Genomic DNA, 22129 nt, shown 5'->3' with positions numbered 1-22129 from the left:
CTCGCCATCCTGGCGAGGACGACCGCCGAGGTGACGTCCCCGACCGGAGTCCGGCCGCCGCGGCCCTGGAGCGCCGGGAAGGGCGATGTCCCCGTTCCAGGCAGGGACAGGGCGCGCTGCCGGGCCTCTGCCCGTAGCCCGGTCCTTCCGCGAGGTGGGTGTGATCGCATCGCAAAGACGCCGGCCGGAGCCGCGGTCGATTCGGCTACGCCGACAGGCCCTTGGACACCTTCGTCCTCCGGCTTGTTGCCCGCGCTCGTGAACCGGTGGGCCGGTGCATCGGCCCGCTGCTCGTCAGTCCGCGAAGACGGCGCGGCGCAGAGGAGGTACGGCACCACACAGCCGGAAGAACGTCCGTGCGGCCGCTCGGATCGTACGGCTGCGCAGGGTGGCCAGGCGTAGGTACAACGTCGCTGCCTTTACCGCAGCGAAGCCGTTCTTCAGCATCGCGCGCTCGTAGGTGGCGAGAGCGGGAAGCAGTTCCTGCTCACTGCGGCTGACCGCGATCAGTGCACGGCGCAGTGCGTTGGCGTCGTACAGTGCGGCGTTGCCGCCGAGCCCGCCGACCGGTGGCATGGGATGGATGGCATCACCCAGCAGGGTCACGTTCGTGGTGGGCCAGGGTTTCACCCGCGCTGCGGTTGTGAAGTCGAACTGCTCGATGGTGTCCGGGGGCGTCTGGCCGATGAGTTCGCGCAGGTCGGGATGCCAACTGGCCAGGCGGGAGGCGACCAGGTCGCGCAACTGCTGCCCGCGCCGGCTGGTCGCGTCGGCGGGCAGGGCGTGCGGGTGGGCGACGTAGGCCCACATGATGTAGTCGTCGTCCTCGCCGTCCTGGATGGGCGAGGCGGTCAGGACGTTCGTCTCCTGCGTCCCCCGCTGTCACGCGGTGGTCGGCACTCCGGCGCTCCAAGGCATTCGGCGACGCGGTGGGCCATCGCGCCCATCGCCGGACGCCCCTTCTGTTGGCGACATCGGAGCACTCGGGTCAGCAAGCTACCGCTCCCAAGAAGCGATTTGGTGGCTGTTGGTGGGATCAAGCCATGGTTAGCGGGCTATGTCGTCAATTCGTAACAGCGCTGAGCGAGGGGGCAACGTGCGGGGCGGCCGGCTTATCTGGATGGTCAGCGGGGCGCACCGGGCGCCTTCGCGAAGGGGTGGGTCTCACCAGGTGGGGGATCCGCGGGAGGGAAGTCCATGACCAGGACGAAGAAGACCGGGGTAAAGGCGCGATTCGGGCGTGTGGCTGTGATCGGTGCGCTGGGTCTGGCCTCAGTGACTCTGGCCGCCGGGCCGACGTTCGCCAAGGGCGGTGTGGACATCACGGCGCCGCGCACGGCGCATGTCGGCAAGACCATCACGGTCAAGGCGCACGGCGGCGATGACAGCGCCGGCTACCTGCATCAGCTGTGTCTGGAGGAGAAGGGCTTCGGCGAAGGGTGGCACCAGGAGAATTGCAGCGCCGCGGTCGAGGGCGACGCACGGGTCACTGCACACGGTACGTCCGCACGCCGAGGCAACCTGGAATTCCGTGCGGTGCTGTACGGCCTGACCAGCCCGCATGACCAGAATCCCGTGCGCTTGCACGCCTCTGACGTGGTGACGGTGCACGTCCGCTGAACCAGCGGCGCGGCCGTGGGCGGCCAGCACGACCACTGCCCACGGCCGTGCACCGAATCGCTTCTCGGGGGACGCCCCGGCATCGTGCAGGGTGGCCACGAGATGTGGCCGACCGCCTCCAGGGCGAAGGAGTCGTCGCACGACTCCGGGTCGAGGCCGCACAGCGCGGTGACGGGGACGACGATCCGTTCGGCGACGTCCGCGAGCAGCGCGGGCACCCGCGGCTCGGTGGCGACGAGCTCGGCGGCCCTCGGTGTCCCCGGCCCGGACTGCCCGGAGGCAGTTGAAGGTTCTGATCGCCGCGTTCGGGGTCATCGGGGCGAGCGGCGCGGCGGGTTCCGGAACATGGATGGCTCCTCAACGAACGCTGGGAACGGGACCGTCACCGGCGGCATTCATCGGACCGCATCACCGTCGAACACGCCCTCGCCGCCCACAAACGCTGGAAGCAACTGGCCCGCTGGACGCACCGCCGCGACCGGCTGCCCGACACCTGTCGCGCCCTCGCCGACTTCGTCCCGGACCGCACCGTCAACCACTGAACCCCAGCCCGTGAACGACGCGGCACACCCTCACCCGCTGTCACGCACCAGATCGTCAGTTGTCACATGCGCAGGCCTGGTGTCACCGAGACCGTTCCGTCAGCCCAATGTGATCCGGGCGGCGACCGGCAAATGGTCACTGCCGGTGGCGGGCAAGGTGCGGATGTGGCCGACGGTCGCCGAGCGGGCCATGACCTGGTCGATCCGGGCCAGTGGGAAGGCGGCGGGGAAACTGAAGGCGAAGCCCCGTTCTGCCACGTTCATCCGTGAGGTCAACGGGGCCAGCCCACGGTCGTCGACCGTGCTGTTGAGGTCGCCCATCAGGATCACCGTTCTCAGCTTCTCGGCGGCGATGGCCTTGCCCAGCAGGCCGGCGCTTTCGTCGCGCCAGGAGGACGCGAGGCCGCTCGCCCGGACGCGGACCGAGGGCAGGTGTGCGACGTACGCCGCGATCTCGCCGTGCGGCGTGTGGACCACGGTCCGCAGCCCGCGACTCCAGGCCTCCGCGATCCCCGGGGGTTTGATGTCCAACAGCCGGGTGTCGGCCAGCGGATGCTTCGACCAGAGTCCGACGGTGCCCCGGACTGCGTGGTAGGGGTAGTCCGAGGCGAGGGTCTTCTCGTAGACCGGCAGCGCCGGCGGCACCAACTCCTCCAGCGCGATGAGATCGGGCTCGGCGTCAGCCAGGGCACGGGCCGTGCCCGCCGGGTCGGTGTTCTCGTCACTGACGTTGTGCTGCACCACGACCAGGTCGTGTGCGCCGGGCTTCTCCCCGGACAGGAACAGCTCGCCGAAGAGATACATCCAGACCGCCACCGGCAGGAGCAGGGCCACCAGCGCGGTGGCCGAACGGCGTAGCAGCGCCACGCCGAGCAGCACCACGACCACCAGGCCGAGCCAAGGCAGGAACGCTTCCAGCAGGCTGCCCAGGCGGCCCACGGAGTTGGGCACGGCCCGGTGGAACGCCAGCAGCCCGGCCGTCAGCACCGCAAGCGCGGCGGTGAACCGCCCACGCGTCCAGGCCGGCCGACCCCTCGCGTCCCCCTCCCACCGCCCCGCCCGGCGCCGCGCCCACCGGGGCGCTGCTGCCTTCAACGCCGACGTCGCACCGCTGTCCACCCGCTCCACCATGGCTTCCCATCCGCTTGGCCTCGCTCCCCAAGACGAGCCACCAGGTGAATCAGTTTCTGTTTTCCGCCAGCACGTGCCGCGTCCTCGGCCCACGCGGAGAAGACGAGCGCACCTCTCCCACCCGCACCGGCGTCACTATGGCGACAGCAGCCGATGCCGACCGGACGGGTGGCCCGTTGAACCGACGAACGACAAAAGTCACAAGGGCGCCGTTGCTGTCGCTCGGATCCCCTGCGCGGTGGCCTGAAGGTGGACGGCGAGACGTGGGAGTACGCGATGGGTCACGTGGCCGGGTCGTGTGGTCGGATACGTGCCGCGAGAAGGACGGCGATCGTCTCGGAGCAGGGCCCGGTCATTGCCCATTGAAGGGGCGAACGGCCCATGCCGTGATCTTCGCGGAGATTGGGATCGGCACCGCGCGAGGAGCGCATGCACCGATTCGGTGTGGCCCCAGCATGCGGCTGCGCACAGGGGCGTGCCTTCCCGGCTCGTGGCTTCGTCGACAGCGAATGACAGCGTCCGTCGATGACCGACAGCAGCGGTTGGTGATCCGCGGCTGGGAAGATGTGCACGAGTTCTGGCGGCGTTGCTGACGGCTGCAGCCGACCGGGCTCCGGGCATTCAAGTCGCGGCCATGGGAAACTCGATCACGCCTGTGATCAGGCGCCTTCGGCTGCAAGAATGGCAGCTCTATCCTGTCGTTCGTGTCCGAAAGCGTGAGTGCAGACATGGCTTCCCGACTCCGATCCACCCTGACCGGCCACGAACACGGTATCTGGGCGCTTGCGACAGCCGTGGTGGACGGTCGGCCCGTCGCCGTCACCGGCAGCCATGACGAGACGGTACGCATCTGGGACCTCAGCGATGGCCGACCTGTGGGTGGGCCCTTGGTCGGCCACAACGGTCTCATTAACAACGGCGAAGTATGGTCGGTGGCGACAGCCGTGGTCGACGGTCGTCCCGTCGCCATATCGGGTGGCGGGATCAATCTCATACAGATGTGGGACCTGGCCACGGGCCGACACGTGGGTGAGCCGCTGGACCAGAGCATCGGCTGCATGTGCGCGGTGGCGACGACTGTATTGGACCAGCGCCCCGTTGCCGTCACTGGCCATGCGGATGGCGCGGTACGGGTATGGGACCTGGCCGGCCGGGAACAGATCGGTGAGCCCCTGACAGGCCACACCGACTGGGTGGAGGCGGTGGCGACGGCCGTGGTGGACGGCCGGCCCGTCGCCGTCACCGGCAGCAACGACAGGACAGTACGGGTATGGGACCTGGCCGAACGGGAACAGATCGGCGAGCCTTTGGTAGGCCACACCAACGAGGTGCGCGCCGCAGCGACGGCCGTGGTCGGAGGTCGTCCCGTCGCCTTCACCGGCGACTTTGACGGGACGGTACGGGTATGGGACCTGACCACCGGTCGGACCGCAGCCGAGCCCCTGCAAGCACACGCCGAGGTGGGCGCGGTGACGACAACGATGGTGGGAAGCCGTCTCATTGCCCTGGTCGGCAGCGGGGACGGGACGGTACGGATTTGGGACCCGGTCACCAGCCGGCCAATCGGCGAACCCCTGGAAGGCCACAAGGGCATGATCTGGGGAGCGGCGACGGCCGTGGTGGACGGCCGGCCCGTCGCCGTCACCGGCAGTAACGACAAGACAGTACGGGTGTGGGACCTGACCGGGCTGGCGGCGCCCGCCCGCGGACACACACGTTGAACCGGACCGGCAACACCGCGGCGAGCTACGCCCACAACGCGTCAACCATCCATGTCCGTTCTCGCCCTCATCGCCCCGAAGAGCGCGACTCATCGCTACCGTGATTCGCCATCTCGACCGGGCCGGGGTATGTCAATCGAGCGATGCAGCAAGGGTGGTTGAATTACCGGCGGGCTGCGGAGAGCCGGCCCTCGAAGGTGATGTCGAAGGCGTCCAGGGCGGTCTTCCAGCGCATGGGCCAGCGGGCCTGACCTTCGCGTCGTTCCCGATGCCCCCGTGCAAGGCGCCCGGCCGCGCCTCTCCTCGGCCGGTTCTCCTGAGAACGTGACGAGGCCCTTCCCCGGTGGGGGAAGGGCCTCGTGATCGAGCGCTGGGCAGGCCTTGCACCTGCATTTCCCCGCAGGAAGCGGGGCGTCTTTCCTTGGACCACCAACGCAGCGTCAGTTGCCGCGAGTCGCGGCAAACCGTCAAGATCAACCTTAGCGCACGCGGGCCGTTGGGTGGCCCCGGCGAACCCCAGCAGCTTGGCGATCGTGATGATGGAGCGGCCGGCACCGTCGAGAGCCACACCCGGTCCCGACCGCTCCGCTGACCCTGCTCGGTGGCGGCTCCGCGATGCACCGGCTCGTGCCACAGGCCCTGATCTCGTTCCTCCGCGCCCACCCGGCCATCGATGTCACCGTGTCCCGCAGCCGCACCCCAAAACTGTGCGGATGCTCGCCGACGGAGAGGCGGACGCGCGGGTCGTTCTCGATGACGGGGCCGACGACCGCGGCCCGCGCAGGGAGCCCTCGGCAACGGCTCCCTTGTCGTGATCGGCCGGGCCGGAGGGATCCTTGCCGGACGGGTCGCGCTTGACCTGCAGCGAGACCGCCGAAGACCCTCTCGTCGGCCGCGACGCCGACTCCTCGCTGCGCCGCTGGGTGGAGAAGCACCTGGGGTCCTACGCCCCGGTGGTCCGCCACCGTGCCGCCGCCACCAACCTGAACGTCCTCGTCTGCCTCGCCACCGCCGGACTCGCCGTCTTACCGCGTCGCGCCATCGACCCCCATCCGCCCCTCGACGTATGCGAACTTCAGGGCCCTGGGTTCCGCCGCCACCATCTACCGGCCCAGGGCGTCAAGGACCGTGCCGCGTCGATGGCGACCACGGGGCTCGCCGGACACCTGCGCCACCCGACCCTGCCCGAACCTTCCCCTGCAACGCGCGCGGAGACCCCGACGGAGGGTGACCCCACGACGGCTGAACCAAACACCGGAGGGGGCCATCTCCGCGTCCTTTCAGAGCTGGATGGACTTCGTCTCGAGGAATTCCGCCAGGCCCTGCTTGCCCATCTCCCGGCCGATGCCGGACTGCTTGTAGCCACCGAACGGAGCGAGCGGATTGAAGGCGCCGCCGTTGACGTCGATCTGCCCGGTACGGACCTGCCGCGCGAAAGCGAGTGCGCGATCCTGGTCGGCCGACCAGACCGCTCCGTGCAGGCCGAAGGCGGAGTTGTTCGCGATAGCCAGAGCTTCGTCGTCGCCTTCGAACGGGATGATCGAGAGAACGGGGCCGAAGATCTCCTCCTGGGCGATCACCGAGCCCGGGTCGACTCCGCCGAACACGGTCGGCCGTACGAAGTAGCCGCGCTCGAAGCCTTCCGGCGCCGCACTGCCGCCGGTCACCAGGCGTGCACCGGCTTCGATGCCTTGACTGATGAATCCGTGTACCCGGTCGCGCTGGGCGCCGGACACCAGCGGCCCGAGCTTGGTCTTCGGGTCGAGCGGGTCTCCGGGCGCGAAGCCCTCCGCGAAACTCTTCGCCAGTTCCATTGCCTCGTCGTGGCGCTGGGCGGGGACGAGCATGCGGGTCCAAGCGGTGCAGGTCTGCCCTCCGTTGAGGAACGCATTGGCCACACCCACCTTCACCGCAGTACCGAGATCGGCATCGTCGAGGATCACGTTGGCGGACTTGCCACCGAGTTCGAGCGTGACGCGCTTGATCGACTGTGCTGCGAGCTCGGCGACACGGGCACCGCCGCGAACAGAACCGGTGAACGAGACGACGTCCACCTCGGGGTGGGTCACTAGCGCCTCTCCCACCCCCGGGCCGTAGCCGCTGATCAGGTTCACCACGCCGGGCGGGAAACCGGCCTCGTGAATGGCGTCGAACAACTGGTATGCGGCAAGGGGAGCCACCTCGCTCGGCTTGACCACCACGGTGCAGCCGGCGGCGAGCGCGGGCGCGATCTTGCAGGTGATCTGGTGCAGCGGGTAGTTCCACGGCGTGATCGCCGCGACGACACCCGCGGGTTCGGTGAGGACGAGCGAGTTGCCGATCCGCTCTTCGGTCTCGTCTTCCTGCAGCAGGTCGATGTAGCCGGCGATGTCGGTCAGGGGGAGTGCGGCCTGAATCCGGGTGGCGATACGCATCGGCGTGCCGACGTCGGTGGCGATCGTCTCAGCGATCTCCGCCGACCGTGTGGCGAGGCAGTGGTGCAGCTTGCGCAGGTACTCGCCCCGCTCGGCGCGTGATGTCGCGGCCCAAGCGGGGAACGCCGCGCGTGCTGCCCGCACTGCCCGTTCCGCGTCCGCAGCAGTGCCGTTGGGGACGACACCGATCACGTCCTCGGTGGCGGGGTTCTCGACGGCGATCGTTTCCGCCGTGCCCGGCGTCCACGTTCCGTCCACATAGGTCGCATTGCGATCGATCAAGGTGCCCTCCTGCTCCGACCTCGTCTGTCTTCTCGTAGAACGACGTGGTCCTTGTTTGACGGTGGGTTCGACATTTCCCGAGGCGCTGCGGATGTCGCGGGCCAACGCAATCTCGAACCCGGCGGCGAGCGCCCATCCGTTCAGCACGGGTGTCCAGCAAGTCCCCCAATGGGCCGCTGCCGTGGGGACTGGCTGGACTGCCCTGCTTGACCGCGGTCTCCTATCGGCGACCGCCGGCCCTTCCGACGGTCGACGGGTTCTCGCACGTCCCGGCTCAGGACAGCGCGCCCGAGGCGGCCGCGGCCGAGCGCGTCAGGTTCGGTCGCCTACGGCCGTGCGGTCGAGGAAACGTCGCAGGCCGCTCTGTACACCGTCCGTGGGGACGGTGGCTGCAAAGCACGCCGCCTCGACCGCCAGGCCTTCGTCGATCGGCAGGTTGACACCACGGGTGACCGCGCGCAGGCAGGCCGCCACGGCCGTCGGTGCGTGCCTGATGATCCGCGCGGCCAGGTCCCGTGCGGCGTCCATGAGCTCGTCGGCCGGTACGACGGCGTTGACAAGGCCCAGCTCGGCGGCCCGGGCAGCCGGGATCGGGTCGCCGGTCAGGATCATCTCCAGGCCGCGCTTGCGGCCGACGTGCCGCGGCAGACGCTGGGAGCCGCCGAAGGGGGGCGGAAAGCCGAGGGAGATCTCGGGTTTGGCGAACGTCGCGTGCTCGGCGGCGATCGCGAGCGGGGCGGCCTCGGTGATCTCGCAGCCACCACCGTAGGCGAGGCCGTTGACCGCGACGATCACCGGCTTGGGGAATTCCTCGATCCGCCGGGTCAGGGCGTGGCCCCGGCGGACGATCTCGCGCAGCGCACGTTCGGGCCCCCCGGCGATGCTGGCCGCAAGCGAAGGGATGTCCGCGCCCGCACTGAACGCTCTGCGCCCGGCGCCGGTCAGGACGACAGCGCGGATGCTGTCGTCGGAGTCGATGAGGTCGAGCTGTGCGAGCAGCGCGTCGATCGTCGGATAGTCCAGGGCGTTGAGCTTCTGCGCCCGGTCGATGGTGATCACTGCGACCTGGTCGTCCCGCTCGATGCGCACGGTCATGCCGGGTTACTCCGTTTCGCCTGGGTTCGGATTCACCGAGGCTATGTGCCGTGATCCAGGACGATCCATTAATTGTCCTGGATACAATGGAGCTCGTCTTCCATCCTCCTCCGCGACGGACAGCAGGTGTCGCATGCGACCGTCCTCCTACAAGGCCGTCGTCCACGAGTTCGCCGCAGCCATCCGCTCCGGCGCGATCCCGGTCGGCACCCGGCTCCCGACACACCGCGCTCTCGCGCGCGAGCGACGGATCGCGCTGGCCACGGCCACCCGCGTCTACGCCGAACTGGCCGCTTTGGGCCTGGTCGTGGGAGAGCCGGGCCGGGGAACGTTCGTCCGGGTGCGCTCCGGCTACGACGGGCTCGAACCATCACGCACTCTGCCGGTGCCCCGGATGGCGGACCTGTCGTTCAACCAGCCCCTGGCCCCCGGGCAGGCCGACCAGCTGCGACAGGCCCTGCGCGCGATGGCGATGTCGGGAGACGTCGAGGCGCTGCTGCGCCAGCACCCGCCGGGCGGACACCGCCACGACCGGGCGGTCGTGGCGACCTACCTGCTGGGGCGGGGGATCGACACAGTGCCGCGCAATGTCCTGCTGACGAGCGGGACCCAGCAGGCGCTCGACATCGTGCTGCACACTCTCACCCGGCCCGGTGACGTCCTCGCCGTGGACGCGCTCACCTACCCGGGCATCAAGCTTCTCGCCTCGGCACACGACCTCGACCTGGCCCCCATCCCCGTCACGGCCACGGGACCAAACCTCGACGCACTCGAAGAGCTGTGCCGCACCCGCCCCGTCCGTGCGATCTACACGATCCCGACCATGCACAACCCACTCGGCTGGGTGCTCGACCGGGAGCAGCGCGACCGGCTGGCCGCCCTCGCCCGCTCACACGACTGCCTGATCATCGAGGACGGCACCTACGCGTTCCTCGAACCCTCGTCGCCGCCACCGCTCCAGGCCCTCGCGCCCGAACGCACCTTCTACGTCGCCGGACTGTCCAAGAACGTGGCCCCCGGCCTGCGCTTCGGCTTCGCCGTCCTGCCCGACCGCCATCTGGAGCCGGCCACGAGCGGCCTTCGTACCGCGGCCTGGGGGGCCCCGAGTGTCATCACCGCGCTCGCCGTCGGCTGGATCGCCGACGGAACGGTCACCCGCCTGGAGAAAGGCCGCCGCGAGGACGCATCCGCCCGGCAGGCCATCGCCCGCGCCGCGCTCGCCGGCATGGACATCACGGCACACCCGGTCTCATACATCGTGTGGCTCGGCCTGAAGCCGTACCAGCGCCCCGATCACGTCGCGACCGTGCTCGCGGAGAAGGGGATCCTCGTGTCGACCGCGGACGCCTTCGCCACCGGACCCCACCGCCCCCCAGCACTCCGACTTGCCCTGGCCACACCACCCCGGGACGAGCTCGGCACCGCGTTGCGCTGCCTGAAGGACACGATCGACACCATTCCCCCATGACACGGCCCCGAAGTTCCAGCCCGGACACCAGCCGCAGAGTACGAGGGATCACGTGCTCGCCGACGTGGCGGTCTGCTCGTCGTACTCGCACAGCATGCGCATGACGGTGGCGGGCGAGGGGCTCCGGCCCTTCTTCGTACCCGCGGCGATGACGAGCCGGGCGGCGATGTCACGCAGGTGGAGGGCCATGGACAGCATGTCCTCGTCGGTCACGCCTGCGCCCGACGGGTGCGGTCGAGGGGGTGATGACGGCAACAGCGCTGCGTTCCCACTGCGCTGAAGCCGGGTCTTCCACGACTGCTCGGCCCGCGCCCACTCCCGGGCACGCTGCTCCTGCTGCTCCTTGATCTCAAGCCCCCGGATCCGCTCATCGGACAGATCCACACATATGACCGAGCGCGACAGGGGCTCGGACGAGCGACTCCGATGCTCAGAACCTACCCGGACCACCGACCGTTCGAGCCCCGCGTCGAGGAGGGCCGTGGGAGCTGAGAGGCCGCGTGGACAGGCGCGGGTTTCAGGATCACCGGCTTGGGCTCTCGTACCAGCGGTGGGTGCAGCGGATGCGGCGGACGAGATTGCGCACGATACGCCTTCAAGCGACCCTTGGACTTGGAGGCGCCGCCCGGCAGGTCAACGTGCTCTCGTCGTCCGGTCGTGGCCACGACCTGCCACGGACTCAGAAGCTGCGATGAAGGCTTGTACGAGGGGACGCTTGTCGCCCCTGCGGGTGGCCATGAAGATCCGGCTCATTGTGGGAGGTCCGTCGAGTTCAAGACGTTGGGCGCCTGCGGGGAGCAGCGCCGTGACGCTGTGGGGGGCGATGGTGACGCCAAGGCCGGCGGCGACGAACATGATGATGGTGTGCCAGTTCGAGCACTCTTGCGCGACCCGGACGTCGATGCCGGCGTCCCGCAAAGGCTGTGTGTTCACGTCGAACGCCTGGGCTCCCGCTGAACGCGGGAACAGGATCAGCGGGTCAGCGGCCAGCGCCGTCGCTTCCACACGATCAGCCTTTGCGGCGGGGTGATCTGCAGGGATGACGGCGACAAACCGTTCCGTCGTCAGCAAGGAAAGGTCGATGTCGTCCCGCTGCTCGGCATCACGCACGATCCCGATGTCGGCCGTGCCCCGCTCCAGAGCCGCCAGGACATCGACGGTGAAGCCGTCGTGCAGTTTGACCTGGACATCTGGGCGGCAGCGGGAGAATTCACGGAGCCGGTCGCTGACGATCGCCGTGGCAGAGGTGATGAAGGCGACATCCAGGCGACCGGTCTCGCCGCGCCCGACACGGCCGGCCTCGTCGAGATCGGCCGCCAGACGGCCCAGAAGGTCCCTCGCCCGTGGCTGGAACGTCGCTCCCGCGTCTGTGAGGCGGACGCTTCGCGAGGTCCGCCGGAACAGCTCAACACCGACGATCTTCTCGAGCTGCTTGATCTGCTGCGACAGGGCGGGCTGAGCGATGTTCAGCCGCTGGGCGGCACGGCCGAAGTGGAGTTCCTCGGCCACAGCCAGAAAGTACCGCAGATGGCGGAGCTCGATTCGCTGATCCATAGTTCAAGCTTATTGATATGGGCGACTGTTTGTATTGGACATATGAGTAAGCGGGGCCGGAGGCTGGCGGGAAGCCACATCCGAAGGGAAACCCGCCTCATGCCTTACACCTCTGCTCCCACCGTGGTCTCGTCGATCGCCTCACAAAGCGATGCCGACGCGTTCCGCGCGTTGAACGAGGAGTGGATCTCCCGCCTATTCACCCTGCAGGATGAGGACCGGGCGGTTCTCGGAGATCCGCTCGGCCGCATCGTGGGCCCGGGCGGTGATGTGCTTCTGGCGCGCGAGCAGGGCAGTGGCGCCGTTGTCGGGTGCGTCGCACTTCTGGCTTATCCGGAGGCCGTGTTCGAGCTGGCGAAGATGGCCGTGGCCCCCGCCGCGCAAGGACGCGGCATCGGCCGCCAACTCATAGCCGCAGCGATCGACCGCGCCCAGGCACTTGGTGCGGCCCGACTGTTCCTCGGCACGAACGGCAAGCTGGCTCCCGCCATCCACCTGTACGAGGAAGCCGGGTTCGTCAGGATCACCCGCGACCGTCTCCCGGTGGCCGACTATTACGCTCGTGCCGACATCCTCATGGAACTGAAGTGACACCCCGCCCGGAGCTCGGCATCTGATCGAGGCAGAGCTCCCGATCGACCGTGAACCGTACGAGTGCCTCGTCAAGGCCGTCCTCGCGTGGACCGGCGAGGGCATGCTCGCCGAACGTGACTACGAGCAGATCGGCCCCAGTCGACCGGCGATGCTCGCGCGGTCGCCTCCGACGTTCGGCGCCGAGGGGACCGGCTGCCGGAGAGCAACGGGCCCCGGGCGCTCGCCGGCGTCGTCCTGCGCGAGGCGGAAGACCGGCTGTCCGCGACGCTGGAAGGCACGGTGCGTTGCGTCCAGAACCGCGCCCGCCTCGTCCGCGCCCTCCACGAACGGCTGGACCGGCTGGAGGTCGTGCTCGGCCGGTGCCTGTGAGCGGAACCCGCCACGACACGAACGCCCATCGTGATGCCCCTGCAGCCCGAACGGACCGGTCGAGATCAGCCGGCGCGAATGTGGTCGACCACCAGCGAACCGTCCCCCACAACAGATCTCCGCTTCCGTGCCTCAAGACCTCCCGGCACTCCGCCGCAGGCCGCGGGCGTGTCGCGTGCGTCGCACATGTGCTGAGTGGTCCCCGCCCGAGGTCCGTGTCATGTGTGCTGCCCGGTGTGCAGGGGCCGCGGCGTGAGTGTGCCGTCTGGCCCGCTGTCGACGCGGGTGCCGAACTCCCGGCTGCGCCTGTCGAGGACGGCGCGCAGCCACTCGGTGTCCTCGGGGGAGGCGTGTTCCAGCCGCATCCTGCGTGCCTGCAAGGGCACCATCCGCGCGTCAACGAGTCGGCCGGTGTCCGCCTCCAGCGAGACCAGGTACAGGACCCGCAGGTCGTCGCGGTAGCTCTCGTAGCCGTCGATGCCCTCATAGTCATCGACGAGGTCGCCGCAGCCGTACAGGATGAACCTGTCCCGGTACACCTCCAGCGGGCGCGGGTGGTGCGAGGAATGTCCGTGCACGACGTCCACGCCTGCGTCGAGGAGCGTGTGGGCGAAGCGGACCTCGGAGCGGGAGACGTCGTAGCCCCAGTTGGGGCCCCAGTGGACCGAGGCGACCACGATGTCTCCCGGCCGCCTGACCTGCCGAAGCCGGTCGGCGAACGCGGACGCGGCGGCCGCCGAAGGCTCCGCGAGCACGTCGACACCGCCCCGCTGCGCGGTGGCGGCCCAGTCCTTCGGGATCCCGCTGGACGGCATCCCGAAGGAGAAGACCAGCACCCGCCCGCCGTCGTCCAGGGGCACGATCGCCGGCTGTCTCGCCCGCACCTCGTCCCGGCCCGCTCCCGCCGTGCGCAGCCCCGCAACCGCCAGGGCGTCGAGCGTCTCGTGGAGGCCGCGCGGGCCGAAGTCGAGCACATGGTTGTTGGCCAGCGCGCAGACGTCCGGCCGGGCCGCGGCCAGACACGGCAGGTTGGCCGGGCTCATCCGGTAGTGGACGCCCTTGCCGGGCGCGAAGTCCCCGTCACCGGTGACGGCTGTCTCCAGATTGACCACCCGCACGTCCGGCGCGGCGTCATCCAGGACCGACAGCGCCTCGCCCCACGGCCAGCGGAAGCCGACCGGCCGGGGGATCGGCCCGCTCGCCGCCTCCGCCAGGTCGACGTAGGCACGGGCGTCGCGGATGTACGCCTCCCGCAGTGCCGGGTCACCGGGGTGCGGAAGGATCTGATCGACGCCCCGGCCGAGCATCACGTCCCCGCCGAGGAACAGGGTGACCACACCCTCGTGCACCCTCCCACGCTAAAGCCGTCGCGGGCGATGCGCGAAGGATCCGCGCGACGGCGGCGCCATCCGGCTGTGCGTGTGCGGTGCGCAGGAGCCATGCGGCCGGTGAACCGGCTCCGCGGCCACCCACAGAGCGGCGGCAACTCCTGTACCGGCACCGAAGCACCCGACGGCGACCCCCTCGGTCTCGACCTGTGCCCGCAGCCGACTCCTGGAAACGCATCGACATCGACGCCGCTCCTCAGAGGCGAAGGGCGTGGTTGAGCTCGTCGATGGTGGCGGCGTTGCGCCCCGCGTCTCACCGACTCGTACCGCGAGGTCGTATGTCGGCCTCGCCGACATACGAGTGGGTTCGGCCTCGTCCCCGACGGCCATCCACGATGCAGAGATGTGCAAGCTTCCCCATATAGGGGGGTTTGGCGAAGCGAAGGTCATGCGCCGTGCGCGTAAGTCTCCGATGTCGGGCATGCTCGCTATCGGCAATCGTTCAAGCACGGAAAGTGATGGAGGGGACCTTTGCTCCGCACCATGAAGCAGCGCTTGGCAGTCGGCACCGCCGCAGCATTCGCCGCCGCCAGCGCCGCGCTCGCCGCCCCGACGGCGGCCGCAGGCGCTGCGGCCGGCAGTGAACTCACCTACGGCAGCGGCATCCTGCTGCAGAACCAGTACGGAGGCGACGGCGGTTACCTCGACACCAACGGCCGTTCCGCCCAGTCTGGCGCCACCTATGACGTGAGCACCAACCAGACCCCCAACAGTCGTGGCCCGGCGACGTCGGTCTGGAAGATCGTCTCCGCCACCGGCAAGGCGAACGGTACCCGTGTCACCAGCGGTGACGTCATCTACCTCGTCAACCAGTACGGCAGCGGCACCTACCTCGACACCAACGGCCGTTCCACCCGGCAGGGCGCCAAGTACGAAGTGTCCACCACCGTCACCAAGGACCGCGGCCCGGGCACCGGCAAGTGGCACATCTTCGCCAAGACGTCCCCTCCAAGGGACGGCCACATCCGCACCAACGACATCGTCCGCCTGCTCAATGACTACGGCTCCGCCAACGGCGGCTTCCTCGATACCAATGGCGTTTCGACCCAGCAGGGCGCCAAGTACGACGTTTCCACCAGCCCTTACACTGACCGCGCCACCGGCACCGGCTCCTGGAAGGTACTGCCCGCCACCTGACCCTGCCCCTACTCACCAGGGATCCGGGAACGGTTGAGCCGCTCAGTCACACCCGCCGTGGACGGCGCGCGCCGACCGCGGCGGCCCAAGAGCCGATTCCCGGCAACGCTCTTCCCTCTCCACACGCATCAGCGAGGTCAGGGCTCTGGCTGAGTCCGCAGCGCCGGGCTGATCCTGATGCGCGCGGCATGCGCTGATAGCTGGCGCGGCTACGCGGCTGCGGCCCGCCCCGGCGGTACGGGGCGAGCCGCAGCCGGTCCCGGCACGGTCCCGGCGGGCCGCTGCCGGTGTTCTGATACAGGCCGCAGACCTTCGGCGAGAGCATGGTCAGCGGGGCCACGACCTTGTCGGGCTGGTCCTGGTGGACCAGGTCGACCAGCTCGGTTCACTTCTAGCAGCAGCGATTGTCTGCTGTCCTGACCAGCAGCCGCGGATCCTGGGCCCGTGGACGTTCACGCGAAACACCAGCAGGCGGGGCGACGGCCGGTTGTCGGGCCTGGGGTCATCGAGGCGGTCACCGGTGGGATCTGCCGCTATCGTGCTCACGTGACTGGCTCCGTGCAGCGTGCACTGCTGTTTCTCGATGTCGACGGGCCGCTCATCCCGTTCGGCGCGGCGTCCCAGCCGTATCCGACCTATATGGCGGGTCCTGAACTGCCTGGTGTCGACGCGAATCCGCTCCTGACCAGGATCAATCCCAGGCACGGACCCCGGCTGGCGGCACTCCCGTGCGAGGTGGTCTGGGCGACGACATGGATGGCGGACGCGAACGAGTGCATCGCGCCCCGCATCAACCTGCCGCAATTGGCGGTGGTGGCCTGGCCGGAGCCGTCCGACATCGACGACCAGGACGAACGGAACGGACTGCACTGGAAGACCCGCACCCTTGTCGAATGGGCTGCGGGACGCCCGTTCGCCTGGGTCGACGACGAGGTCACGAACGCCGATCGAGCCTGGGTCGCTGCCCATCATCAGGGGAAAGCCCTGCTGCATCACGTCGATCCCCGCCATGGACTGACCGACACCGACTATGCGGCTCTCGACTCGTGGCTGCGACAGACGGCCCGACACGGCTGGAGAACGTGAAGAGGCCGCGAGAACGACCTGGTGGCGCTGCGTGGGACGGCTCGCCAACCGTGAGGGCGGCGAGCCGTCGAGACGGAACCCGCAGGGTCAGCCGGCCGTGGTGGGCTCTTCGGACCAGGCGTTGACGCCGGCGGTCTGCAGGCGGACGTTGCGGATCGGGTCGTCCGGGGCGAGCGTGTCTTCGTACTGTTCGAGGTGGGAGATCTGGTCGTCGTCGGCTGGGCCTGGCCGTCGTCGAGCGTGCGACCGGTGCCTGCGTGGGCGAGGCGGTGCTCAACGAGTGGGGCAGCGCCAATCGCGGCTTTCGGCGAGCAGTTCCAGCAGGAGCTTGAGGCGCCGCGTCGTCGGCGCTGCGCCGCTTGGCCAGCAGCTCGCCGGTGTCGTCGACCAGCGGGACGTCGTGGATGCGTTCAGCCCAGTCGATTCCGCAGTAGATCAAGTTGTTCCCTCCATAGAGCTCAGTGTTGGTGCTGGTCACGGGCGCACGCGGGCCACGCAGCTACCTAATCCCAGGCGCAACCGCATTGCAGCCGGGCCGCCACCTCACCAGCCGTTCGTGGCACCGGCGCGCCCCACAGGCCGCGGTCCATGCGGGAGCTCAGGCGGCTCGGGCATCGCGAGAGGTCACCGTGCGGCGGGCTCGCACCACCGACATCAACGAGTGTTCGGGGCAGTGAGTATTGACGGTGGTGGCTACCGCGGAGACGCCGAACGCCGCCGCTCTTGTGCGAGGCATCAGTGCCGTGTGGGGAAGACATCCGTCCGGCGCACACGTGAGCGCCACCACCCTGAGCACCACGACCGCGCACCGATCCACGTTGAGGCCTCGACGGCCCGTCTGCCTGGATGTCACGGTCTGGTACTCGAACGCCCCGAGAAGCCCCTGCCCCTGCGGAACGCCGCCAACAACGGATCAGGGCTGGGGCGAGCCGGGCCCGGCTCGCCCCTGCGACGCGGCTCGGTTGCCCTGATGACGCAGAAGTTCCGTGCCGCCGTCGCCCAGCACAGCCCCTGACCGCTGCCGGGAGGGCGCGGCGGCCGCGAAAGCGAGGTCCCCACCATTTCCAGGAGGCCGTATCAGGGCGGGCGAGTCCTGGTGAGGTTCGCCTACTTGCTCTGGAGCTTCCCCAGCGGGTCGGGGTCTTCCTCCATTGCGGTGGCCGCAGCTTTCCAACTGGTGTCCTCGGGATGGAGGGCGCTGCGCAGGAAGGCCGTGGTGAGGTGCTGGATCAGGGCGACGCGCGCGGGGCTCTCGTCGGTCGTCTCGGCGACCTCGTATCCGGGGATTCCTCCGAGCGAGTGCTCGGCTCCGAACAGTGTGAGCAGGCTCTTGCTTGCCGGGCTGTAGGTGTAGGAGTCGGTGAACCAGTCGGGTCCGCGGGTGGACAGGTGGGACTGGTCGTTGTCCCCGGCAACGATGAGGGCTGGTGTGGTCATGGTGTCGAAGGACGGTTTCATGAAGGGGAGGTTCTCGGCGGCGAACGGAGTCAGGCCGTCGCCCAGGCCGGTCAGGGCGAGCAGCACACCCGCCTTGACGCGCGGGTCGGACATGTCCTCTCCGGGTACGCCATCGGAGTCGAGGACGCGCGCGCCCAGCAGCGTGCTGGCTGTCTGGGCTCCCCAGGAGTGGCCGGCCACGGCGATGCGGTCGCGGTTGAGGCGCCCGGCGAGGCCCGGCACGGAGGCTTCCAGAATGTCGAGTCCGTCCAGCACGCGCGTGAGGTCCTCGATGCGGAAGCGCCATATCCGCGGCGTACGGGGGTCCTCAGCGGGGAGGCCGAGGGTCCTGGAGTCGAGGTGCGTGGGTTGCACGACCACGAAGCCGTGGGCGGCCCAGAAGTCCGCCAGCGGGGCGTAGCCGTTCATCGACCAGCCGAAGCCGTGCGAGAAGACGACGACGGGCAGATCGCTGCCGGTCGCGGGGGCGGATACGCGGACCTGGAGGTTCTCGCCGCGGCCCGGGGCGGACAGGACGACCGGCTTCGCGGATACCACCATGGTGGGCGCACCCGCAGTCTTCTGTGTGTTCGTGCTTATGGTGCTCGATTCGGACATGGAAGTGCCTTCCGTTCGGTTCTTGGCAGTCTTGGCGTGGTGGGGCCGACGGCTGGGGGCGCCGCAAGCCGGGCCGGGCAAGCAGGGAGCGAGGAGCGCTTCTCGTCCGCAGCCCATCAACAACAGGTGCGTACGGTCGCGTGCACTTCGCCCCGGATGGAGTGTGATCGCGACAGCGGTCTGGTCGACCGCCCCCTGGTCTGTCATCATGAGTGAAACGGAACCTCGTTCCGATTACGATACGGAACGCTGTTCCGCTTTGCAAGACCGGTTATGGAAGGAGTGCTGCGGTGAGCGACAGCGGCCAGGGCCCGGGAAGCTCAGCCAAGTCCAAGCGCAAAGACGTCCGCCGCAACCAGCAGACCCTGCTGGACGCGGCCGCCGCGGTCTTCGTCGACTCGGGCGTGGACGCGCCGGTGCGGGACATCGCGGCCGAGGCCGGCGTCGGGGTGGGCACGGTCTACCGCCACTTCCCCACCCGGGCAGACCTTGTCATCGCCGTCTACCGCCACCAGGTCGACGCCTGTGCCGAAGCCGGCCCGGCCCTGCTGGCGTCCAGCCCGACGCCCCATGCCGCCCTGGGCCGGTGGGCCGACCTCTTCGTCGACTTCCTGGTCACCAAACATGGCCTTGCCGCCGCGACGCAGAACGACAGCATCGGCTTCGAGACACTGCACGCCCACTTCCTCGACCGCCTCCTGCCGGTGTGCACTCAGCTCCTCGACGCTGCCGCCGCCTCCGGCGAGGTCCACTCCGACCTCGACGGGTACCAGCTCATGCGTGGCATCGGAAACCTCTGTATCGGCGCCGACAGCGACTCCCGCTACGACGCACGCCAACTGGTCGCACTCCTCATCGCAGGTCTGCGCCAGCCGCGCTGACCGGGGCGGACGCGCGGCGGCGAGGTCCAGGAAACTCCGCAAGTTCCAACAGTCGGACCTGCGAATATCGAACCGGCCGAACTTCGGCGCTCGGTCCTGGCCGCTGTCGACCCGTACATCGACCGCACCGCGCTCGCCCCGCAGATCGCCCAGGAGGAACAGCAACACCGCGCCCTGGCCGAGTTCATCGATGGCTGGGGTGCGGCGGGCGGAACGCCCGAGGGGCTGTCCTGGCGCTGTACGGAGGGCCTGGGCGGCGTCGGCGAAGTGCGGCGGAGGGTCAGCAGTCAGGTCAGCAGGCGTCGGTGCCATCTCGACCTGGCCATGGTTCCGGACATCCGGCCGTATTCGCCCTGATCGGCGTGCCAGGCAGGGCTGCTGTCCGGCCGGGGTTGCGCAAGGATGGTGCTTACGAGTCGTGCAACGCCTTGCGCGACGAGGCGCCCAACAGGATGCCGGGGTCCGGAGTTGGCGGCGGTTCTTGCGCAGGTCACACCCCCTGGGTCAGCACCGCCCCGGCGGCGAGACCCTCTCTGCAGCACAGAGGTCTCTCCTCATTCGCCCCCTCCTGGCAGAGGCGTGATCGTGCCGCTGAACCGCGATACGGCGATCGCCGGTTCAGGCCGAGCGGGGCCGGCCTTTGCCGACGCTGCGCAGCTGCTTCCGGTCGACCTCGGCACGTGTGGTGGGCAGACCGTCGACGTCGGCGCCGCGGTAGAGCGCGACGTAGAAGGCCCCTGCTCGAGGCCTTCCGAGACGGACCTCGATCGATTGGGCGGGCTTGATCCGCCTCGGCCGCGCAGATGTCCTACCGCATGGAAGAAGCCAGGCCGACGCGGCTGACGACCCAGCGGATCCGCCAGTTCGCCGAGAGCGACTCGAACTGGCCCCTGTCCTTGGATCAAGACCGAAGGCTGGACGTACCCATCTCTTCGACTGGCGCGCGCTGGAGCCGTGCTTCCGAAATCGGAAGTCACGGCAGGGTCAGGGGACGGACAGAATGAGGCCGCCGCAGGAAGGCTGAGAGAAGGCCCGACCCGTGCTCGTCGGCTGGCTGAGGGCGCGCTATCGATGGAGCATAAGGGGTATATGGGTGTGCGACGTTCGTGGGATCACCTCCTGGAGCCACCATCGGGCCGTGGTCTGGAGGCGGTGCCGTTCGTCCTGATCGTGACGATCACCGCGCTGGACATCTACACCGGGCGCGATGTCCAGCTGGGCCCACTGCTGGTCATCGCGCCCGCTCTGACCGCCTCCCTCGCCGGGCCACGGCTCACTGCTCTCGCCGGGGTCCTGGCAGTGGCGGCCCAGGTGTTCATCGCTGTCTTCCTCGGCGAACTGACCACGACCAACCGAGTGGCGCAGATCATCGCGCTGGCCGTGCTCTCTGCCTTGGTGCTTTTCATGCGGTTTGTGCGGGAGCGGCGCGACCGGGCGCTGAGCCGTGCACGCTCTGTGGCGGAGACGGCTCAGCGTGTTCTGCTGCAGCCTCCACCACGGCGGATCGGGCCGTTGCAGGTGGCATGGCTGTACATGTCCGCGGAGGATGAGGCCGAGATCGGGGGCGATCTGTTTGCGCTCGCCCGCGCCGCGCATGCCGCGACCCGGGTGGTCATCGGCGATGTCCGGGGCCACGGGCTGGCCGCCATCGGTGAGGCCTCGCTGGTGCTGGGGGCATTCCGTGAGGGCGCTCACCGGCATGCCACCCTCCCCGGGCTGGTGGCTGCCCTTGGAGACAGCGTCTCCCGGAACCTGGAGGACGTGACGGACACCGAGCACGATGCCGGCGAGCACTTCATCACCTGCCTCGTCCTGGAGATCCCCGACGAAGGCCTGCCGGCCGCCGAGATGATCAACTGCGGACATCCCCCGCCTCTGCTGGTGCACGATCAGCGGGTCACGGCCCTGTATGCCCGGCAGCCTCTGCCTCCGCTGGGCGTGTGCGAACGGCAGATCGAGGACGACCGCATCGACCCGTTCACCTTCAAAGGCGGTGACATGCTCGTCCTCTACACCGACGGTGTCATCGAAGCCCGCTCGCCGTCCCGAGCGTTCTACCCGCTCGCCGAACGAGTCGCCTCCTTCCCCGCCAGTAGCCCCGATACTCTGCTGCACCACATCCACCGCGATCTGCTCGCCCATACCGGCGGCCACCCCGCCGACGACGCAGCCCTCCTGGTCATCGAACGCACCCCGTCCCACCGGCCGCACCTCACGCCCCATCCCATTGGCCACCACCGGGTCCACCTCGGTGGATCACCCCCGCCTCCAGGCCACTGAACCCAAGAACAGGGTTGCTCCAGGGGGACCAACGGCAGGTGTGGGTGCTCACCCCAGCGAGGACACCGGGAGGCGAAGCAGCTGCTGGAGCCGGAGAGCGTACGTATCTCGGTGCTACGCAAGGAGGAGTACGCCCCGGAGACTGGGGAGCTGTTGGACACCAAGTACGACGAGCACACCGCGGCGGCCAGCTCGGCGGCCACCGAACTTCATCGAGCCGGGTGCGGGTGCCGGCTTGGTTTCCAGGCTGAAGTTGTTCGTCGGCTTGGCGATGGCTACGTCTAGCTGGCGGGCCTGGGGGGGCTTGTGTTGTGGGGTGGGCTGGGTGTTTGTGGAGGGGATATTGTTGGGTGGTCAGGCGGGAATCCCGGCCCGATTACGGCGGGCCGGGATTCTGTGTTGTGCTTGAGCGGGGGCCCCGGCCCGATTACGGCGGGCCGGGGTTGTTGGGTGTGTGTGGGTGGTTGCTGGTTTTAGTAGTCGCCGTAGCCGCCCTCGCCGTAGCCGCCGCC

The 22129-nt window shown here is 69.0% G+C and carries 17 protein-coding genes and 3 pseudogenes; 10 read left to right on the top strand and 10 right to left on the bottom strand.

The window, feature by feature from the left end:
- Positions 1 to 294: 294 nt before the first annotated feature.
- Positions 295 to 810, bottom strand: coding sequence for an FAD-dependent oxidoreductase (locus ACIQCZ_RS40645; protein WP_402291033.1), 516 nt, complete (start codon positions 808 to 810; stop codon positions 295 to 297).
- A 438-nt stretch (positions 811 to 1248) separates the two neighbouring features.
- Between ACIQCZ_RS40645 and ACIQCZ_RS40640 the strand changes: the two genes are divergently transcribed.
- Both ACIQCZ_RS40640 and ACIQCZ_RS40635 read left to right on the top strand, forming a co-directional pair.
- Entirely contained in the window at positions 1249 to 1620 is a 372-nt protein-coding gene (locus ACIQCZ_RS40640) for a hypothetical protein (protein ID WP_402291031.1), read from the top strand.
- A gap of 104 nt (positions 1621 to 1724) precedes the next feature.
- Complete coding sequence (locus ACIQCZ_RS40635) at positions 1725 to 1907, top strand: hypothetical protein (protein WP_402291029.1); 183 nt, start codon at positions 1725 to 1727, stop codon at positions 1905 to 1907.
- 354 nt (positions 1908 to 2261) lie between these two features.
- On the opposite strand, the gene ACIQCZ_RS40630 is transcribed toward ACIQCZ_RS40635, so the two are convergent.
- Together ACIQCZ_RS40630 and ACIQCZ_RS40625 are read right to left on the bottom strand one after the other, a co-directional pair.
- Entirely contained in the window at positions 2262 to 3293 is a 1032-nt protein-coding gene (locus tag ACIQCZ_RS40630; RefSeq protein WP_402291027.1) for an endonuclease/exonuclease/phosphatase family protein, read from the bottom strand.
- A 281-nt stretch (positions 3294 to 3574) separates the two neighbouring features.
- Positions 3575 to 3914: pseudogene (locus ACIQCZ_RS40625) on the bottom strand (ankyrin repeat domain-containing protein).
- A gap of 107 nt (positions 3915 to 4021) precedes the next feature.
- On the opposite strand from ACIQCZ_RS40625, the gene ACIQCZ_RS40620 reads away from it, so the two are divergent.
- The gene (locus ACIQCZ_RS40620; RefSeq protein ID WP_402291025.1) at positions 4022 to 5014 is read left to right on the top strand and encodes a WD40 repeat domain-containing protein; all 993 of its coding nucleotides are present in this window, start codon (positions 4022 to 4024) and stop codon (positions 5012 to 5014) included.
- A gap of 1280 nt (positions 5015 to 6294) precedes the next feature.
- On the opposite strand, the gene ACIQCZ_RS40615 is transcribed toward ACIQCZ_RS40620, so the two are convergent.
- On the bottom strand, positions 6295 to 7710 hold the full coding sequence (locus ACIQCZ_RS40615) for an aldehyde dehydrogenase family protein (RefSeq protein ID WP_402291043.1): 1416 nt from the start codon (positions 7708 to 7710) through the stop codon (positions 6295 to 6297).
- A 312-nt stretch (positions 7711 to 8022) separates the two neighbouring features.
- The gene (locus ACIQCZ_RS40610; RefSeq protein ID WP_402291023.1) at positions 8023 to 8805 is read right to left on the bottom strand and encodes a crotonase/enoyl-CoA hydratase family protein; all 783 of its coding nucleotides are present in this window, start codon (positions 8803 to 8805) and stop codon (positions 8023 to 8025) included.
- A gap of 133 nt (positions 8806 to 8938) precedes the next feature.
- On the opposite strand from ACIQCZ_RS40610, the gene ACIQCZ_RS40605 reads away from it, so the two are divergent.
- A complete protein-coding gene (locus ACIQCZ_RS40605; RefSeq protein ID WP_402291020.1) occupies positions 8939 to 10273 on the top strand; it encodes a PLP-dependent aminotransferase family protein in 1335 nt (444 codons plus the stop codon).
- Positions 10274 to 10321: 48 nt separating this feature from the next.
- Here ACIQCZ_RS40605 and ACIQCZ_RS40600 read toward each other — a convergent pair whose 3' ends face one another.
- Complete coding sequence (locus ACIQCZ_RS40600) at positions 10322 to 10657, bottom strand: hypothetical protein (RefSeq protein WP_402291018.1); 336 nt, start codon at positions 10655 to 10657, stop codon at positions 10322 to 10324.
- 249 nt (positions 10658 to 10906) lie between these two features.
- Complete coding sequence (locus tag ACIQCZ_RS40595) at positions 10907 to 11827, bottom strand: LysR family transcriptional regulator (protein WP_402291015.1); 921 nt, start codon at positions 11825 to 11827, stop codon at positions 10907 to 10909.
- 99 nt (positions 11828 to 11926) lie between these two features.
- Here ACIQCZ_RS40595 and ACIQCZ_RS40590 point away from each other — a divergent pair, with 99 nt between their 5' ends.
- A complete protein-coding gene (locus ACIQCZ_RS40590; RefSeq protein WP_402291012.1) occupies positions 11927 to 12418 on the top strand; it encodes a GNAT family N-acetyltransferase in 492 nt (163 codons plus the stop codon).
- A 22-nt stretch (positions 12419 to 12440) separates the two neighbouring features.
- Positions 12441 to 12790, top strand: a pseudogene (locus ACIQCZ_RS40585) (restriction endonuclease).
- A 218-nt stretch (positions 12791 to 13008) separates the two neighbouring features.
- On the opposite strand, the gene ACIQCZ_RS40580 reads toward ACIQCZ_RS40585, so the two are convergent.
- Positions 13009 to 14139, bottom strand: a complete 1131-nt coding sequence (locus ACIQCZ_RS40580; protein ID WP_402291010.1) for a CapA family protein — start codon at positions 14137 to 14139, stop codon at positions 13009 to 13011.
- A 522-nt stretch (positions 14140 to 14661) separates the two neighbouring features.
- Here ACIQCZ_RS40580 and ACIQCZ_RS40575 point away from each other — a divergent pair.
- Both ACIQCZ_RS40575 and ACIQCZ_RS40570 read left to right on the top strand, forming a co-directional pair.
- Positions 14662 to 15315: a hypothetical protein gene (locus ACIQCZ_RS40575; protein WP_402291007.1), complete on the top strand. Its 654-nt coding sequence runs from the start codon at positions 14662 to 14664 to the stop codon at positions 15313 to 15315.
- A gap of 546 nt (positions 15316 to 15861) precedes the next feature.
- Positions 15862 to 16401 (top strand): HAD domain-containing protein, encoded by a 540-nt coding sequence (locus ACIQCZ_RS40570; RefSeq protein ID WP_402291042.1) that lies wholly within the window; start codon positions 15862 to 15864, stop codon positions 16399 to 16401.
- Between the two features lie 294 nt (positions 16402 to 16695).
- Here the strand turns inward: ACIQCZ_RS40570 and ACIQCZ_RS40565 are convergent.
- Positions 16696 to 16840: pseudogene (locus ACIQCZ_RS40565) on the bottom strand (transposase); the annotation flags it as partial.
- Positions 16841 to 17508: 668 nt separating this feature from the next.
- Positions 17509 to 18399: an alpha/beta hydrolase family protein gene (locus tag ACIQCZ_RS40560; RefSeq protein WP_402291005.1), complete on the bottom strand. Its 891-nt coding sequence runs from the start codon at positions 18397 to 18399 to the stop codon at positions 17509 to 17511.
- 347 nt (positions 18400 to 18746) lie between these two features.
- Here ACIQCZ_RS40560 and ACIQCZ_RS40555 point away from each other — a divergent pair, with 347 nt between their 5' ends.
- Together ACIQCZ_RS40555 and ACIQCZ_RS40550 are read left to right on the top strand one after the other, a co-directional pair.
- Positions 18747 to 19337 carry a TetR/AcrR family transcriptional regulator gene (locus tag ACIQCZ_RS40555; protein WP_402291004.1) on the top strand — a complete coding sequence of 197 codons (591 nt, stop codon included), beginning with the start codon at positions 18747 to 18749 and terminating at the stop codon, positions 19335 to 19337.
- A gap of 1089 nt (positions 19338 to 20426) precedes the next feature.
- On the top strand, positions 20427 to 21617 hold the full coding sequence (locus ACIQCZ_RS40550; protein ID WP_402291002.1) for a PP2C family protein-serine/threonine phosphatase: 1191 nt from the start codon (positions 20427 to 20429) through the stop codon (positions 21615 to 21617).
- The last annotated feature ends 512 nt before the right edge of the window (positions 21618 to 22129 follow it).

Origin of the sequence: Streptomyces sp. NPDC093149 (assembly GCF_044754145.1) — a bacterium.
GTDB lineage: Bacteria > Actinomycetota > Actinomycetes > Streptomycetales > Streptomycetaceae > Streptomyces.
This window is presented reverse-complemented; position numbering and strand designations above follow the sequence as displayed.